Genomic DNA, 16,775 nt, shown 5'->3' with positions numbered 1-16,775 from the left:
TTGGCCGTCCCAATTTCGAACGCACTGCCTGAATTCTGTCTCGGGTAGGGCGCGTTCCAGCCAAACGCGGCCGTCGTCGGGAAGCTTGCTGGCTCGGACTTCGAGTATCTGTCCGTCATCTGCCATTAACTCGCAAAAACCACGGTGATCATGGGACAGGCCAAGGGCAGTCGCAGAGGCCAGAAACCGTTCGTCTGTCAGCCAATCGGCAATGACAACAGCCCTGTGTGTTTCAAGGGTATCGTCAAGTTATTGCCTCCAAGCCGCAATGGGGGTCACCGGTCTGTTTTACCCTGCCTTTAGCTCACACGTGATGTCGTCCCAAATGCTGTGAGCATCTGAGCGAGATTGCCGATAGGCAGCTGCTGAAAGGGTGTGGCGGCGCGGGCGGAAGACGGTTTGGACCTGATCATGAACGGAAAGAAATCGCTGGGCTTGTCTCGGCGATTTGAACCTCCCCATGATCTTCTCTCGTCGCCGGGTAGGCCTGTGCGAAACTTCCGCTCGATTATTCAATCCCTTGTAGGCACGATGGTCGATACCAGGCGCCAGTTTCCGGAGGGCCGCCCCATAACTTCCCAGTTTGTCGGTAACAAGGACGCGCGGTTGACCGTATTGCTTGAACAATTTGCGAAAGAAACGGTCTGCTGCCTTTGTATTGCGGCGTGACTGTACAAGAATATCCAGCACGTCACCCTTGCTATCAACAGCGCGCCAAAGCCAATACTTTTGGCCACGGATTGTGATCACTACCTCGTCGAGATGCCACTTATCCGATGGTGCAGGCCGGTCACGGCGTATGACTTTGGCATATTGGTGGCCAAATTTTCCAACCCATGACCTGATTGTTTCATAACTGACGATCACACCGCGCTTGTACAAAAGGTCCTCAACATCGCGAAAGCTCATCGGAAAACGAAAGTATGCCCATACAGCGTAGGAAATAATTTCAGATGGGAACCGATGGCCCTTAAAGGCCCCGGATTGTTTGGCTTTTGTCATATGGTTTCGTACGATTGAGAAAGCCGCCCGTCAACTTGACGATACCCGCGCGATGCAGATCAATAGTTCGATACTAAGCCATATCTTTCACCATTTTTAGCGTCCGTTGGGCGCGGTAAACAAAGGGATAGTCGATGAATTTGCCATCAACTAGCAGCGCTGCCGATCCCGCCGCTTCAGCCTCAGTAAAGGCATCGACCACCTTGCGTGCATAGGCAACGGCCTCATCACTGGGTGTAAAGGCATCGTTCACCACTGGAACCTGGGTGGGGTGAATGCAGAGCTTGCCTTGGAAACCCATCTGCAGCGCCGTCTCCGCAGAGGCTCGTAGCCCATCGAGATTTGGAATGTCCACCCAGATTGTATCGATAGGTGCCTCAAGGCCGGTTGCGCGCGAGAGAGCCACCAACCGGCTACGTGCATAATCGAGTTCGCGTTCATCTGCCGTCCAGATCATGTTCATGTCGAAGGTGAAGTCGCCCGCGCCAAAAGCCAGACGACGGATTCGACTTCCACATTTAGCGATTTCTTCCAACGCCATCAGCCCTGCGCCAGTCTCAATGATCGGTAGTAGGTCGATGCTACCAATCGTAATTCCCGCGCGCCGTTCTAATTGTGTTAATATCCAGTCAGCCGCCAAGAGCGACGCGGCGCTTTCGACCTTCGGCAGCATAACACCATCAAGCGCCGGCCCAACCACGCCCTCCAAATCGTCTAAGCAAAACTCAGTATCCATAGCGTTCACGCGGACATAGGCTTGGCAGCAACGCGGCCGCTGCAACGCCTCGGCGGCTTTATTCCTTGCTTCTTTCTTTTCATTTACAGCAACTGCATCTTCAAGGTCAAGGATAGCTACGTCTGCGCCGATGGTGAATACTTTTTCTGCATGACGGACGTGATTGGCGGGGGTGAACAAAAAACTACGAAAGGATGACATGGATGCTCCATTGTTTGGGTCAGCCGGCACAAATTCGACGGACATTACTATTATTCAGGTAGTCTCCTAGCCATTCAGACATAGCTAGGGCAGTTGAAGTATCTCACGCGTTTGCTCCGGTGTCGCAATTGGCCTTCCCATCGCCTTGGCCATCGCTGCGACGTGATCGACAAGATCGGCGTTCGTCGGCTGACCCAGTTCAGGATAAAGGTAGTCCCCCAAACCGATCGAGACGTGTCCCCCCATTTCGATAGCGACAGCTGCCGGCGCGGTCAGGTTTCCGATTTTGTTGCATACCGACCATTCGACAGCCCGCTTGGGCAAAAAATCCAGATGTGCAAGCAATCCTCGCGCCGTGCCTGGATGGCCGCCTAAGATACCGTGATCCGTTAGCTCAAACAGCAAGAAGGGCGTTTCATCGACTTCGCCCATTTCCGCAAGCGCATCAAACAGCCTGGTAAAGGCGATCGTCCAACTAATAAATTGCGGCCGAACTCCAAGCGCACGAAAGGTTGCTACAAATTCTAGAAGCGTTTCAACCGAGTTTGCATAAACCTTGTCATTAGTGGCAAAGCCGTCCGCAGCGCCTACAAACCTGTCGATATTGGTCGAGCCAGTATCAACCGGCACAAAATCTGGCTTGAGTCCCATATCGACCAGGTTGGCAATATGTTTGGTTCTGTGGACTGCATTGCCCTGAACACTGACTTGGCCGAGGGTGGGATGCACCAGGATATCTGATTGCTCACGGATCAGGCGAATGGCCTCAGCATAGAGATCTGTATCATGCGCCGGCTCACCATCGGGCCTGCGCGCATGAAAATGCACGATCGCCGCCCCCGACTCTCGGGCGCGCGTCGCCGCTGCCGCAATTTCGGTCGGAGTATAAGGCACATTCGGATTGGCCCCCCGCATCATATACTCGTTGATGCGGGCTTCGAGGATCAGGGGTTTGGACGAAATTGGATTGCCGCTAATCATTGACTGAGTTCTCCACTTTAAGATGCCAACGCATGCATGATGGGAATAAGATCAGATTTGGCCTCGAACCCAATGCCGGGAACGTCCGGTAGGGTGACATAGCTGTCCACCACTGGATGCCCATCGGCAAATCCGCCAAACGGCTTGAAGAGGTCAGGGTAGCTTTCGTTGCCACCCAGTCCAAGCCCCGCTGCAATGTTGGAAGACAGTTGATGCCCTCCATGCGGGATACAGCGCCGCGGTGACCATCCGTGATTGCGCAGCATTTGCAGCGTGCGCAGATACTCCACCAACCCGTAAGACAAGGCGCAATCGAATTGAAGCCAGTCACGGTCGGGGCGCATCCCGCCAAATCGGATCAGATTGCGCGCATCCTGCATTGAAAAAAGGTTCTCACCGGTCGCCATCGGTTTGGAATAGACCTGAGCAATCGCCGCCTGAAGACCGTAATCAGCAGGATCCCCGATCTCTTCATACCAAAACAGATCATACGGAGCCAATGCCTCAGCGTATTTGATGGCCGTGGGTAGATCGAAACGGCCATTTACATCGACAGCAAGGTTTCGGCCGCTGCCTACAACCTCGATCGCCGCGTCGATCCTTTTGAGATCTTCGGTCAGGTCTGCGCCACCTATCTTCATCTTGCAGACTCGGTAACCCCGATCAACATAGCTTTGCATCTCATCCTTCAGCGCTTGATAATTTTTACCGGGATAGTAATAGCCACCCGCCGCATAGACAAAAATGCTCTTATCTGGGGTGCCATCACCATATCGCTCGGCCAGCAACTGATAAAGCGGTTTGTCTTCGATCTTGGAGACAAGATCCCAGACTGCCATGTCGATGACACCGACGGCAACTGATCGCTCCCCATGGCCGCCGGGCTTTTCATTCGCCATCAGCGTGTCCCAGATGAGGGATGGGTCAAAATTATTGCCATCCTTGGTCAGGATACTTCGCGGCTCGGCCTTTTCGAGCCGCGGAATGAAGCGCTCCTTGATCAGTCCGGTCGCACTGTATCGGCCGTTCGAATTGAACCCGTATCCGACAAGGGGTTTGCCATCACGGATCACGTCCGAGACAATCGCTACGAGTGAGCAGGTCATGGTCGAAAAGTCGATATAAGCGTTTCGGATGTTGGATGCAATCGGATGTGTTTCGACTTTGATATCAGTAATACGCATGTGAATTTCCTCGTGAAGTGCAGTTGAGCGTTAAAGCGGCCAGAGCGCGATGCCCGGAATAAAGAGAATGGCCGCCAAAACGATGAGTTGAAGCCCAACAAACGGTAGCAGAGCCCGAAAGATGTCAGTGATCTCAATCCCCTTGGGTGCAACCCCTTTGAGATAGAAGGCCGCAGTGCCAAAGGGCGGTGAAATGTATCCTGTCTGGCAGGTGATCGCGAAGATGATGCCGAACCAGATCAGGTCATAGCCGAGGGCTGACACGATGGGCGCAAAGATTGGGATGGTCAGCAGGCAGATAGCCGTTCCGTCCATCAGGCACCCGAGCACGATGAACACCCCACACATAATCAAGATGATAACAATGGGAGCCACATCGAGACCGGTCAATAACTCGCGTATAAACGCAGAGCCGCCCAGCAGATTGTAGACGCCAACCAGGCTGACTGCGCCAAAGATCAGCCACAGGACCATGCCGCATGTGCGCATCGTCTGCACCATTGCAGTTTTCAGCAAATCTGCGGTCAGTTTGCCTCGGAACCAAATTGCTATGACCATCGCGAAGGCGCCCACGCCTGCCGCCTCGGATACCGATGCTATCCCGGCATAGATCGAGCCCAACACGCTGAAGGCGATCAGTATTGGGAGGATGACGTTCTTCAATGAGGCCATCTTCTCAGAGAATGGCACGTCCAGCTCCTCATCCGAGGGGATAGGGCCCAGTGCCGGGTTCAGATAGCAACGGATCAGGATATAGGCGATATAAGTCATACCCATCAGCACCCCTGGTGTTGCGGATGCAAGGAACAGTTGGCTAATCGAAACATTTGCTGTCAGACCGAATATAATAAGATTGATCGAGGGCGGGATCATAGTGCCAAGTGAGCCACCCGCAGCCACGGTGCCAATTGCTAGATCCTTGTCATAGCCGAGGCGCAACATCTGCGGCAAAGCGATTATGCCCAGAAGGACGATCTCACCTCCGATAACGCCAGACATCGCGGCCAGCACCATGGCCACGACCACCGTCATGGCCCCGATGCCGCCCCGCAGGCGCCCGGCCCATAGGCGAATAGCGTCATATAAATCATGCGCCACGCCACCCCGCTCCATAACGGACGCCATGAAGATAAAGAAGGGCAGCGCGACGAGTGCGTAATTGTCAATAAAATCGTAAATGCGGGTAGTGATAAGCGGCAGTGCATCGAGGCCCAGAAAAGCCATCAAGAAGCCAGCGGCGATGCCACCCGTGGCGATACCTAGTGGGATCCCCAGCAGCATGAGCAAGAACATACTGCTGAACATTAAAATGGTGATAGTTGAGATATCCATTATGGTTTTCCATCTTTCAATTCCTGCGTCAAAGCCTCGGCTTCCAGGTACTCAGAATACTCCGCGCCGGTAATTGGTGTGGTGGTAGGATCGATGCTCAAGATCACACGAATGCGGCGATAAAATATTACGACCGCCTGTAACAAAAAAAGTGTGACACCCAGAAAAAAAACGACCCGGATAGCGGCCGGGATCGGAATATCCCAAACACCGCCAGTCGTTTCGGGTCGCCACTCACCGTCACGAAAGTTCAGAGCAGATTTTTCGGCCTGGATGGCCGAGCCCCAAACCAAGACAGCCCCCCAGAAGATGGCAGTCGCATCCGATAACAGATCAAGCCAGCGGCGCAATTTTGGCCCCGCCCGCTCAACAACAAAAGTCATACGGATCAATTCCCCCCGTTGCAGGACGTAGGCACCGGCAACAAGGTAGGTCACGCCCGTCAGTGAAGTCGTGCTGACATGAGCCCACATCGTGGGCGAGTTGAACACGTAGCGCGAGACAATTTCCCAGACTGTGACCAGCACAGCGGCAATAACCAGCAACCCGGCCCACTCGCCCACGAATACAGATATTCTATCGATGAACCTGTGTTTCATCACGCGTCCTCCAAAGTTGCGATAAGCATCTGTGCGCCGCCTATTAGCAGCGCACAGATGCTTGGATAGCTTAGAGCAAGCCTATTGAGCGCATGAATACGACTTGACTATCATAGATACGCTGAGCCATGTCGCTTTCGGTCGCATACTCGCCCATAACACCGGCCGAAATCTCGCGTAGCTTGCGGCGCTCTTCTGCGGACCAATCGATCAAGGTCACCCCTTCTTCAGTGGGCAAGCGTGCGGCTGCGGCCTGGTCGGTCAGATAGGTGCGCTGCATCACATCAACCGACAAGACCCGAGTCGCACCTACCACGATGGCCTTAAGGTCATCGGGCAGCTCTGCCCAATCATCCGCGTTCACCGAAATCTCGAGCGTCGGGTTGGAGTGGATGCCTGGATAGATCGCATATTTAGCGGATTCGTGCAGTCCAACCTGAGCATTTTGACCTAAGGTGAGATAGTCAGTCGCCTCGATCAGGCCAGTTGAGAGTGCCTGAAAGAGCTCGGAGCCCGGTAGGCCGACCACACTTGCGCCCATTTCAGCAAAAACTCTTCCGACGGTGCCTTCGGGCGCTCGGATCTTCACACCCGCGAAGTCGGCAACACTTGTGATGGGTATGGTCGATGGGATAGATTCCCCTTGCCAAAAGACAGGTGCGACGAAATGAACATTATAATCCGAATAGAGTTCACGCGCGAGCTCAAGCCCGCCGCCTTCATCGAAAAAAGCTTGTGCCTGCCAAGGGCTGTCATAGCCCCCGACAAAATTGCCAAGCACGCCAAAGGCAGGGTCCTGCCCAGCATTATAACCAATTGAGCCAAATTGGCCGTTCAAAATTCCAGAAGCAACCGCGTCAAGCTGCTCACGTCCTGAGACGACGGAATCTTCAGGCAAGGGTGTGATCTTGATCCGACCATCGCTCATTGCCTCGACGCGATCGGTAAAATCGACGAAGGCGGTATAAGCGTCGGAACCAGCAGGCATAAAAGCTTGGAAGTTCCAGTTGTACTCTTGCGCTATCGCCGATGACAGGGGCAGCGCTGCGGCGATTACGGCGCCGGCAAGTATATTATTCAATTTCATTGGTCTTTCTCCCTAAAATTTGGTTATCTTTCCTTACGGGGCCTCCCCGTTGCCGATCGTCGCGCCTCTTCTCCACAGAAGCACTATCAATGATTGTTGCAACCGCACGGGTTTCATCGGCGGTTTCGTTTAGGCGCGTCAACAATTGCTCACGCGTCATCTCCAAACGCGGCTTCATAACCGCTGTCGCAGCAAGAGCATCCTGCGTGCTGATTTTTTAGTTATAACTTCGACAATAAACTTCTTTATTGTACTGCGATAATTCAGATTGTATTTATAGTGTATTATTAACTTATCTCTGTCAACACTCATTTCGACCGGACAGTCCGCTATGGACCTGTCACGGTTTAATGCCGCTTGTCTTATGAACTTCGTCCCTGTTGCCGGACATTGGGGTACTTTACCCCAGTCAGTGAAAGGGGCACCAAATGGGACAACATCGACGCAATTATACAGACGATTATAAGGCAGCTGCAGTTGAGCGGTTATATGAGCCTGGTGCGACGCAAGGCAGCGTTGCCAAGGAGCTTGGGATCACTGGGACGCAGCTGAAGACGTGGCGCTTGGAAATTGAGGCGTTTGGCTCAGTTGAAGCCAAACGGCGTCAGCAGGCGGATGCGGCTGAATTGCTCCGCCTTCGCAAAGACAACAAGCGGCTTGCTGAGGAAGTGGAGATTTTGCACAAAGCATCCGCTTTTTTCGCGGCGCGGGCGGTGAAACCATGACGAACAAGCGTGCTTTCATCACCGCCCATAAAGCTCAATACGCGGCTTCAATATTATGCCGTCTTCTAGAGATATCCCGGGGCTGGTTCTACGAGTTCCCAGCCAGTCAGCCTGCACGTGATCAGCGTCAAGCTAATCGCGACGCTCGGGATCAGGCGTTGCTTCCCAAGATAAAAACCTTCTTCAAGGCCAGTAAGAAATGTTATGGATCAAAGCGTATTCACCAAGACTTACTGGCGGATAGTGAGGTCGTCTCCGAGCGCCGTGTTGCGAGAATAATGAAGGAACACAAGGTGTCCCCGCTTCTTCGCAAGCGTAGAAAGCCAATCACAACGGACAGCAATCATAAGCTGAAGCCATCCCCAAACTTGTTGGAACAGAAATTCCACAGCCAGACGCCTAATGCCGTTTGGCTGGCGGATATCACCTATATCGACACGGACGAAGGCTGGCTTTATCTGGCTGGCGTGAAGGACATGGCCACGCGTGAGATCGTCGGTTGGGCGATGGAGGATCACATGCGTGCGGAGCTTTGCTGCGCCGCCCTCGAGATGGCTCTGGGACGCAGAGGCCCGGTTCCGGGATTGATACACCACTCCGATAGGGGCGGCCAATATGCTGGCGGGGACTATCGCAAGCTGATCAAAAAGGCGAAACTCACTCAATCCATGAGCCGCAAGGGCCAATGCCTCGACAATGCGCCGATGGAAAGCTTCTTTGCTTCATTGAAAAAGGAGATGGTTCACCAGCGGCGCTTTAGAACACACGCTGAGGCCAAGGCCGCCATCTTCGAATACATTGAGGTCTTCTACAACCGCCAGCGCCGTCATTCAGGCGTCGGCTACAAAACGCCAAAACAGGCTTTCGAAGATATGACTTGGAAAATGGCAGCGTAGGGTCAATAAGAAAACTGTCCGGAAAACGGGACGAAATTCAGTCTTTTAACCGAACGATTTAATGACAACATAGGGGTTAGGTCATTAGCGTTCAGAAAAGAGCCTAAACCTGCACCTAAACCTGTCTCTAAACTGTTTTGTCCATAAAATGAGAGCCCTACATTTTATGGACTGTGCTAAAGTACGGGTGTTCTTCGTTCGTACTGGTCTAGGGTAACCCTACGAACAAACCTTGCGATGGGGCCTATATCTTAAGTTTAGGAACGCTTCGGCCCCAAAATGGTAAATCCTGCCACAAATACACCTTCGCTGGTACTGGGCCTATTTCCAAAAACTAATAGTTCAGACTGAGTGAGGGGAAACGAGCCAAAAATAGTGAATAATGATTGGGCCAAGAAGGGAAGAAACTCAGTGATAGAAATGATCGTTGAACTGCGATGGTTGGCTGAGGAAGTAATAAGCTTAAGGTGATATGTAGATGCAAAAAGACCCAGCACTAGGCTGGGTCATTCTGTATTCTTCCATTAGAGGCGCTTCCTTAGCACTATGGGTTCGGAGCGGCCTTTCGGCCTCGTGGATAACGGTCTTGCTGCTAAGACCGCCGTCGGGATACGCGCTATAGATGCAGCAAACACACGTGTCATGCCCTTTACGTACTTTGTAACTACGTTGCTTAGTGTCGTTTGTCAAGTTTGCGGTAAGCGTACGATGGTAGAGCACGTTGGGAAAACGCGACATTTACCTAATGACTGTCACTTGTTGTCCGCGTGGACTGCGCTGCCGGTATGCGGTTACTACAGAATATGCTCGCGTACCATCTTGCAGAGTTTGCAGTTGAAGGATGGCCACGCCCAAATTGTTACGCAAAATAATTAGTTTTGGTCCTCCGGTCCGGGTGAAGTCACGGAGGACCAATGAGTTAGGACGGACAATGGCAGCAACGAAGTGTGGCACCTGTGCAAGCGAACGATAGCCCATAGATGTTATCTGTGATCCATGCCGATGCCAGATATGCTCAGCACCAAAGCTACCCTGCCCCTTTTCAATTCCAAACTTCAGGATAACTGGGGCCTCTTCAACCGTGTAGTGAGGGTTGCTTACGCCAACGACATGACCAAAGATTGTTCCCCCATTTGGGTGGTTCAAGAGAGTATTCTTCAATTAGATAGGCTCAATTTGCATTAGCTATGCACTCCCCAATGTTATAGAACAAAAAGTGAACGCAGGAGGCGCGCATGGACCATCACGACTATCTGGCCTGGCTATCTGAGATTGATGATCTGTCCTCGTACCAGCGGAGAGTTATTGTCAAATCTGGTGTTTGAGTATTGTTGGTCATGCGGTGATCTGGTCGGGGTTTGTGGTTTCGATTCCGTCTTTGAACGTGACGCCTGTGATGACTTTTGCGAGGTAGTCAAAGCCGCGTAGCTTCCTCCAATTTTGCTCAGCACATTGCCCCAGTTTGAACATCATGTGCAGCATGCCATCGCGTGACAGGCAGCCCTTTGAACGCTTGGTACGATGCCGGATCGTCGCGAAGGCCGATTCAATTGGATTGCTAGTGCGGATGCTTTGCCAATGCTGCGCCGGGAAGTCGAAGAATGCCATGAGTTCCTCACGATCTTTTTGCAGGCATAGTGTGGCCTTGGGGTATTTGGGTTCGTAGGTTTTGATGAACAGATCGAACGCCTTTTCTGCATCGACTTTGGTCTCGGCCTGCCAGATGTCGTGCAGCGCGGCCTTGGCTTTTGGCTGAGACAGCTTGGGTAAACAATTGAGCACGTTCATCGTTTTGTGTTGCCAACAGCGTTGATGGCGGGTCTCAGGATAGACTTCGTCCATGGCCGCCCAAAACCCCATGGCACCGTCCCCGATGGCCAGTTTGGGCGCATTCATGCCTCGGCTTTTGAGGTTAAGCAGAACCTCGCGCCAGCTCTGCGTGGACTCGCGCACCCCATCCTCAATTGCCAGAAATCGCTTCTTGCCACGGGCAGTTACCCCAATAATAACAAGGGCACAGAGCTTGTCATCCTCGCCCCGAAGGCCGTTGTGAACGCCGTCGGCCCAGATATAGACGATGGGCTCGTCATCTAACTCAGCGCCTTTCCAAGCCTCGTATTCATTGGCCCAATCGCGTTTTAAACGCGAAACCGTATTAGCCGACAAGCCAACGGCATCTGGGCCCAGAAGAACCTTGAGGGCGGGAGCCATCTCGCCGCTGGAGATCCCTTTGAGGTAAAGCCATGGCAAGGCCGCTTCCAGCGTCTTCGTGCGGCGCACATAGGGCGGCACCAGGGCAGACCGAAATGTCACCGGTGTGCCGTCCTTGGACCGAACCTTTGGAATGCGCACGCTCACAGGGCCAATGCCCGTTTGAAACGGGCGGGCCGGATGATGTCCATTACGCACGACTGCCACGTGACCGGCATCGGTGCGTAAGCCGGTAAATTGCGCCAAATAACTGACAAGCTCAGCCTCAACTGCTGTCGCGATCAATTGTTGTGCTCCCGTTTTCAGCAACTCCGTCAACGCGTCCGTCATCTCGTCTCGACGCGCAAAATCAACAATGTTAGTAGTTCCCATGGTGGTGTATCTCCTTTGGTTGGGCTGCTGTCTTCCAACAACAATTCAACCAGATACGCCGCCAACCTTCAAACCACTCAAACACCAGATTCAGTCATAGCTCACCAGCGGATTGCAACGGTTCGGTTGCTGGCTGGTCAGCCGTCGCTGGAAGCCGTGATCGGACTGTTGGAGGAGCGGATCGGGACGGCACGAAACTGTCCGCATTGTGCGACGGGCGGGGCTGTGATCCGAGGCCGCTCTAACGGGCTGAAGCGGTATTTTTGCAAGATCTGCAGCAAAACCTTCAACGCCCTAACTGGGACGCCGTTAGCGCGGCTGCGACACAAAGATTGCTGGACGGAATTTGCTGGGTCATTAAGCGATGGCGACACGGTGAAGACCTCGGCGGCGCGCTGCGGGGTGGCCAGCAGCACGGCTTTTCGCTGGCGTCACCGCTTCCTGCGGGCTGTGACGGCTGGCGCGATCAAACTGCGCGGTATCGTCGAGGCCGATGAGACGTTTGTCTTGAGCAGTCGTAAAGGCGAACGGAACCTCGATCGCAAGGCCCGCAGGCGCGGCGGCAAGGCGTCCAAACGGGGGGTATCGCATGAGCAAGTTCCAGTTTTGGTGGCCGCCGACCGCTCCGGCGCGACCGTCAGCGCCATATTGCCGGCGGTGTCTGCCGCTCATTTGCAAGCGGTTTTGCAGCCAGTTCTTGATCAGGACGCCCTGCTGGTCACTGACGGCTGCACCAGTTATCCGCCCTGCGCCGCCGCGATGGGCATCAGCCATGAGGCGCTCAACCAAACCGCTGGCGAGCGCGTCCGGGGAGAACTGCACATCCAGACCGTCAACAGCCGCCATGAGCGGCTCAAGTCCTTCCTTCGTCGTCATCGTGGCGTCGCCACCAAGTATCTCGACAGCTATCTCAGATGGTTTCATCTCGCAGTGCTTCCAAGGCAGCCAACACCACGCGCAGTCCTCGCCGCAGCAGCAGGTATCCTGCCGGTTAGACCATGTGCATAGCTAATGCGAATTGAGCCATTAGATATTACCTTTTCGTACTCTCGCCGCCACTTTGCGCTTTCCAGTATTTTGAGCGCACTTTTGGCCTCTGTTGCACTGCGAAACAAATCCAGCCGAATATGACCACCCTGCCCTATCCGTCCCCACTCGCGTTGCAATGTCCATTCACCAAACAAATTTGGGAGAACCGCCATTCGATAGTATCGCGCTAGGTTTTTGTCTGGATCACGTTTTTCGAGGCGAGTTTCCATCGCTTACAAAGAACCCTGATAAGTTTCCCACATTAACTCAATGAGTTGCCCTTGTGTGATGCCCAAGCGCTCGGCTTCACTTGCAACCGCCTCCCCCACTTTTGGAAAAACTTTTGGATGTAATTGGTATGTTCTTGGGCTTGGTTTCCGCCCTGGCTTCTTTCGTGGGGTGCGGTCCACGAAGGGTATCGTCAAGTTGACGGGCGGCTTTCTCAATCGTACGAAACCATATGACAAAAGCCAAACAATCCGGGGCCTTTAAGGGCCATCGGTTCCCATCTGAAATTATTTCCTACGCTGTATGGGCATACTTTCGTTTTCCGATGAGCTTTCGCGATGTTGAGGACCTTTTGTACAAGCGCGGTGTGATCGTCAGTTATGAAACAATCAGGTCATGGGTTGGAAAATTTGGCCATTAATATGCCAAAGTCATACGCTGTGACCGGCCTGCACCATCGGATAAGTGGCATCTCGACGAGGTAGTGATCACAATCCGTGGCAAAAAGTATTGGCTTTGGCGCGCTGTTGATAGCAAGGGTGACGTGCTGGATATTCTTGTACAGTCACGCCGCAATACAAAGGCAGCAGACCGTTTCTTTCGCAAATTGTTCAAGCAATACGGTCAACCGCGCGTCCTTGTTACCGACAAACTGGGAAGTTATGGGGCGGCCCTCAGGAAACTGGCGCCTGGTATCGACCATCGTGCCCACAAGGGATTGAATAATCGAGCGGAAGTTTCGCACAGGCCCACCCGGCGACGAGAGAAGATCATGGGGAGGTTCAAATCACCCCGCCAAGCGCAACGCTTTCTGTCCGTACATGATCAGGTCCAAACAATCTTTCGCCCTCGCCGCCACAAACTATCCGCCCCTGCCTATCGGCAATCTCGCTCAGATGCTCACAGCATTTGGGACGACATCACGTGTGAGCTAAAGGCAGAGTAAAACAGACCGGTGACCCCCATTGCGGCTTGGAGGCAATAACTTGACGATACCGTTACAACAGTCCTCGGCGTGCTGGTCATATTTATCTAGTTGGGTTTGGCTTCACAGAAAATGTCGCCAGCTCCAGTAATATGTTCACGCATCAAGGCTTCCGCACGCATCCCCTGTCGCTTAATGATGCAATCAAGGATCTTGCGATGCTGCGCATTATACAAACGCAAATCCTGCAACCGGTAGGGCGCGATTATCGGGGGATAAACCGCTGGGATCTGTTGCACAATCCGCATCATCTCGTGCATAAAACGGTTGCCGGATTGGTTTAGAATAGCACTGTGGAACAATTGGTTCTGCTCGCGCCAAATTTCGATGGATGCTTCGTCGATTTCACAATTCTGAAGCAACAACGAATCGTTGACATCACAGGCACGACGTGCCTGCTGTTCCGCATCGAGCCTCATGCCTTGTTCTGCTGCGACACGGCTTGCAACGCCTTCCAACATCGAACGCATCTCAAATGCGTCGATGATGTCGCGCTTGTCGAACGAACGGACAGAATAGCCTCGATTCCGGCTATACTTCAGAAGCCCATCCTTCGCATTGGCGGCCAAAGCGACTCGAATCGGCGTCCGGGATACTTGGAACCGCTCGGCGAGGGCGATTTCTCGCATGTGCTCACCCGATGTAAACTCACCTTTTAGAATTAGCTCTCTAAGAGATTCGGTCAATTCTTTTGTGGAAAGCTTCATGTTGCTCCTAAGGCCTGTTGTTATTCATCTTGTGCGAATAATTATTGCTCCAATGTGTATCATGGACCTGTCACAGTTTTGTTCCGGTCCCTCGCTCATATTTCTACGCCGCTTTGCGTTCAAAAGCCAATGGGCTTTTCCATCCCAATGCTGAGTGACGACGACGTGGATTATAGAACCCATTAATGTACTGGAACAGGGCACCTTCGACTTGACGGCGCGTTTGCCACTGTTGTCGCCAGATGAGTGTACAGCGTCAACCACCTTGTCCGGCAGCGACAACCACTTTGGCCGGTTTATGAGCCGCTGTGGTGTTGCTTATTTAGTGGTGTCTTGGTCTGTAATCTCCTCTGGCTTACTCTTGACAGATGTTGTCGCTGGCGCGTTTGCGTAGGCTTTTTGGTTGTCGCTGGCCGCGCGCCTGCGGAAACTCTCCGCATTCATCTCTAGAATGGTGGCGTGGTGGACGAGGCGATCGATGGCCGCGATAGTCATGGCCTTATCCGGGAATATTTGATCCCATGCGCTGAACGGTTGATTGGCGGCGATTGCGATACTTTTGTATTCATATCGACGCGCAATAAGCTCGAACAAGACACTGGTTTCGGCCTGATCTTTATGTGCGTAAGTGATATCATCAAGGATGATCAGATCAAACTTGTCGAGTTTGGCCAAAGCATTTTCCAGTGCGAGCTCCTGCCTTGCGATCTGCAGCTTTTGCACGAGGTCGCCCGTCCGAGAGTAAAGTACACGATACCCCGCCTCAATCAGGGCATGCCCAATTGCACACAGGATATGGGTTTTCCCTGTCCCTGAGTTTCCGATTGCGATGAGATTGCCGCCGCGCTCAATCCAGTCACCGCCGGCTAGCGCTTCAATGTGCGCCTTAGGCAGACTTGGCACTGCCTCAAACTGGTAAGTTGCCAAGGTCTTGCCGCCTAAGAGTTTTGACTCATTAAAATGGCGCTGTATCCGTCGCGTTTCTCGCTCCGCCATCTCATATTCAGCCAGCACAGCCAAAAAGCGCGCAGCAGGCCAAGCCTCTTTGTCTGCTTGCTCTGCGATCTCCTGCCAATGTTTTTGGAAGCTGGGCAATCGCAATGCAGTGAGCATAACGGGCAATTTGAACGTATCTATTTGGGCGTTGCTCATCCAGCCTCCTCCAACAGCGTGTCAAAGCACGACAGTGCAGGCAAGTTCACGACCACATCTTTGGGTAAGCTGTGGTCTCGAGGGACGAACAACGCCTTGAGATCCCGCGCGTCTGATAATCGACCCTGGTGCAGGTCATCGGCCATCAGGCTTGCCAACTCAGCCTCAGCGTTTTCCTCATGGGCCAGAAACAGGATGTCCACCATCCGACGGCATGCATCACGGCGAGATAGTGTAGCTTGCAACGCCTTCCAGACCAAAACGTACTCCGTTCTGGGAAACAGGCTGTCGCGGTAGATCGAATTCGCCAACGCCCCAGGTTTACGCTTCAACGCATGGATCACGTGGTGGTAATTAATCACATGCACGCGGTCGCCGCTTTTCTGTCCACGCGCACGTGGGTGGCTGACCACATGGCTGCTGCCCAGATATGCCTCAATACGGTTATCATAGATATGCACACGCAACCGCTGCACTATGAGGCGAGAAGGTGCGCTGTAGAAGATCTGCTGGTTCTGTCGCAAATTTTGTTGAAGTTTGAGTGTGGGGATCGGCTGGACACAATTACGCTCCGAGCGCCGCAAATTGCTGAAACGCGGTAAGGCCGTTGGCATGGAGCTGCCCCTTTCGGATCATGTGCGCGGTCTCGATCCCAGCCAGTGTCGCCTCGGCAGAATGGAAGGCCTTGAAGCCTAGCATCGGCCCCGTGATCCGTTTTACGAAGCGATGATCCTGTTCGATGATGTTGTTGAGGTATTTGACCTGCAGGATCTTGATCGTGTTGCCGGAGCCCGTGAACTTCAGGATCACATTGACGCTTTGCAGACCCGCCAGATTAGCGCCGCTTTTGTCGATGACAACACGGTCAGGCACGCCGTTCGTGCCAATTGCGCGCTTGAAAAATCGGCGGGCTGCCGCCTTGTCGCGACGCTCAGACAGCATAAAATCAAGGGTTTTCCCTGTGTTGTCGACCGCCCGGTAATAGTAGGTCCATTTGCCCTTAACCTTGATGTATGTTTCGTCCATGCGCCAAGATACTGCAGTTGGCTTCTTCCGGGCTTGCGCTTGTGTCGCCAGCAGCGGCGCAAACTTAACTACCCAACGGTTCAAGGTTCCATGATCAACATCAACGCCACGCTCCTCCATGATCTCTTCAAGATCACGGTATGAGACCGGGTAGCGAAGATAAAAGAAGACCGCGAAAAGGATCACGTCCTTCGGGAAGTGCATACCCTTGAAATCGATCATGGCTCTACATCCCTTACCCGTTATGGTTGCCCACAAAATATTGCGCCATTACGTGTCACCGCGAAAGACAAAAAACTTTGCGACAGAACCAAGGAGACTC

General features: G+C 53.2%; 17 protein-coding genes and 2 pseudogenes. 4 read left to right on the top strand and 15 right to left on the bottom strand.

Annotation, left to right across the window (positions count from 1 at the left end):
- Positions 1–288: 288 nt before the first annotated feature.
- The 8 genes from OA238_RS28145 to OA238_RS28110 all read right to left on the bottom strand — a co-directional run bounded on the left by OA238_RS28145 (position 289) and on the right by OA238_RS28110 (position 7,300).
- Positions 289–1,002 (bottom strand): IS6 family transposase, encoded by a 714-nt coding sequence (locus tag OA238_RS28145; protein ID WP_015497797.1) that lies wholly within the window; start codon positions 1,000–1,002, stop codon positions 289–291.
- 73 nt (positions 1,003–1,075) lie between these two features.
- Positions 1,076–1,984, bottom strand: coding sequence for an HpcH/HpaI aldolase/citrate lyase family protein (locus OA238_RS28140; RefSeq protein ID WP_245581589.1), 909 nt, complete (start codon positions 1,982–1,984; stop codon positions 1,076–1,078).
- 39 nt (positions 1,985–2,023) lie between these two features.
- The gene (locus OA238_RS28135) at positions 2,024–2,920 is read right to left on the bottom strand and encodes a beta-keto acid cleavage family enzyme (RefSeq protein WP_015497795.1); all 897 of its coding nucleotides are present in this window, start codon (positions 2,918–2,920) and stop codon (positions 2,024–2,026) included.
- Between the two features lie 17 nt (positions 2,921–2,937).
- Positions 2,938–4,104, bottom strand: a complete 1,167-nt coding sequence (locus OA238_RS28130) for a mandelate racemase/muconate lactonizing enzyme family protein (protein WP_015497794.1) — start codon at positions 4,102–4,104, stop codon at positions 2,938–2,940.
- A 30-nt stretch (positions 4,105–4,134) separates the two neighbouring features.
- Positions 4,135–5,436, bottom strand: a complete 1,302-nt coding sequence (locus tag OA238_RS28125; protein ID WP_015497793.1) for a TRAP transporter large permease — start codon at positions 5,434–5,436, stop codon at positions 4,135–4,137.
- Entirely contained in the window at positions 5,436–6,035 is a 600-nt protein-coding gene (locus OA238_RS28120) for a TRAP transporter small permease subunit (RefSeq protein WP_044039173.1), read from the bottom strand. The genes OA238_RS28125 and OA238_RS28120 overlap by 1 nt, the downstream gene beginning before the upstream one ends.
- Before the next feature lie 70 nt (positions 6,036–6,105).
- Positions 6,106–7,122 carry a TRAP transporter substrate-binding protein gene (locus tag OA238_RS28115; RefSeq protein WP_015497791.1) on the bottom strand — a complete coding sequence of 339 codons (1,017 nt, stop codon included), beginning with the start codon at positions 7,120–7,122 and terminating at the stop codon, positions 6,106–6,108.
- Positions 7,109–7,300, bottom strand: a complete 192-nt coding sequence (locus OA238_RS28110) for a hypothetical protein (RefSeq protein ID WP_044039171.1) — start codon at positions 7,298–7,300, stop codon at positions 7,109–7,111. The genes OA238_RS28115 and OA238_RS28110 overlap by 14 nt, the downstream gene beginning before the upstream one ends.
- Positions 7,301–7,550: 250 nt before the next feature.
- On the opposite strand from OA238_RS28110, the gene OA238_RS28105 reads away from it, so the two are divergent.
- Both OA238_RS28105 and OA238_RS28100 read left to right on the top strand, forming a co-directional pair.
- Positions 7,551–7,847, top strand: a complete 297-nt coding sequence (locus tag OA238_RS28105) for a transposase (protein ID WP_015495240.1) — start codon at positions 7,551–7,553, stop codon at positions 7,845–7,847.
- Complete coding sequence (locus OA238_RS28100; protein ID WP_015497790.1) at positions 7,844–8,743, top strand: IS3 family transposase; 900 nt, start codon at positions 7,844–7,846, stop codon at positions 8,741–8,743. Before OA238_RS28105 ends, OA238_RS28100 begins: the two co-directional genes overlap by 4 nt.
- Before the next feature lie 1,335 nt (positions 8,744–10,078).
- Here OA238_RS28100 and OA238_RS28090 read toward each other — a convergent pair.
- Positions 10,079–11,326, bottom strand: coding sequence for an IS256-like element ISOan6 family transposase (locus OA238_RS28090; protein ID WP_015497789.1), 1,248 nt, complete (start codon positions 11,324–11,326; stop codon positions 10,079–10,081).
- A gap of 96 nt (positions 11,327–11,422) precedes the next feature.
- On the opposite strand from OA238_RS28090, the gene OA238_RS31160 reads away from it, so the two are divergent.
- Positions 11,423–12,334, top strand: coding sequence for an IS1595 family transposase (locus OA238_RS31160; RefSeq protein WP_083906930.1), 912 nt, complete (start codon positions 11,423–11,425; stop codon positions 12,332–12,334).
- On the opposite strand, the gene OA238_RS31155 is transcribed toward OA238_RS31160, so the two are convergent.
- The gene (locus OA238_RS31155; RefSeq protein ID WP_083906924.1) at positions 12,247–12,585 is read right to left on the bottom strand and encodes a WGR domain-containing protein; all 339 of its coding nucleotides are present in this window, start codon (positions 12,583–12,585) and stop codon (positions 12,247–12,249) included. The genes OA238_RS31160 and OA238_RS31155 overlap by 88 nt on opposite strands.
- Positions 12,586–12,815: 230 nt before the next feature.
- Here OA238_RS31155 and OA238_RS31145 point away from each other — a divergent pair.
- Positions 12,816–13,529: pseudogene (locus OA238_RS31145) on the top strand (IS6 family transposase).
- A gap of 86 nt (positions 13,530–13,615) precedes the next feature.
- Here the strand turns inward: OA238_RS31145 and OA238_RS28070 are convergent.
- The 5 genes and pseudogenes from OA238_RS28070 to OA238_RS28055 all read right to left on the bottom strand — a co-directional run bounded on the left by OA238_RS28070 (position 13,616) and on the right by OA238_RS28055 (position 16,675).
- Entirely contained in the window at positions 13,616–14,275 is a 660-nt protein-coding gene (locus tag OA238_RS28070) for a GntR family transcriptional regulator (RefSeq protein ID WP_015497785.1), read from the bottom strand.
- Positions 14,276–14,378: 103 nt separating this feature from the next.
- Positions 14,379–14,531, bottom strand: a pseudogene (locus tag OA238_RS32375) (IS3 family transposase); the annotation flags it as partial.
- Between the two features lie 62 nt (positions 14,532–14,593).
- Positions 14,594–15,427 (bottom strand): IS21-like element helper ATPase IstB, encoded by an 834-nt coding sequence (gene istB / locus OA238_RS28065; RefSeq protein ID WP_015497784.1) that lies wholly within the window; start codon positions 15,425–15,427, stop codon positions 14,594–14,596.
- Positions 15,424–15,888, bottom strand: coding sequence for a hypothetical protein (locus tag OA238_RS28060; protein ID WP_187293226.1), 465 nt, complete (start codon positions 15,886–15,888; stop codon positions 15,424–15,426). Before OA238_RS28060 ends, istB begins: the two co-directional genes overlap by 4 nt.
- A 103-nt stretch (positions 15,889–15,991) precedes the next feature.
- A complete protein-coding gene (locus OA238_RS28055; protein WP_044039163.1) occupies positions 15,992–16,675 on the bottom strand; it encodes an IS6 family transposase in 684 nt (227 codons plus the stop codon).
- Between the last annotated feature and the right edge of the window lie 100 nt (positions 16,676–16,775).

Origin of the sequence: Octadecabacter arcticus 238, from assembly GCF_000155735.2 — a bacterium.
Classification (GTDB): Bacteria; Pseudomonadota; Alphaproteobacteria; order Rhodobacterales; family Rhodobacteraceae; genus Octadecabacter; species Octadecabacter arcticus.
This window is presented reverse-complemented; position numbering and strand designations above follow the sequence as displayed.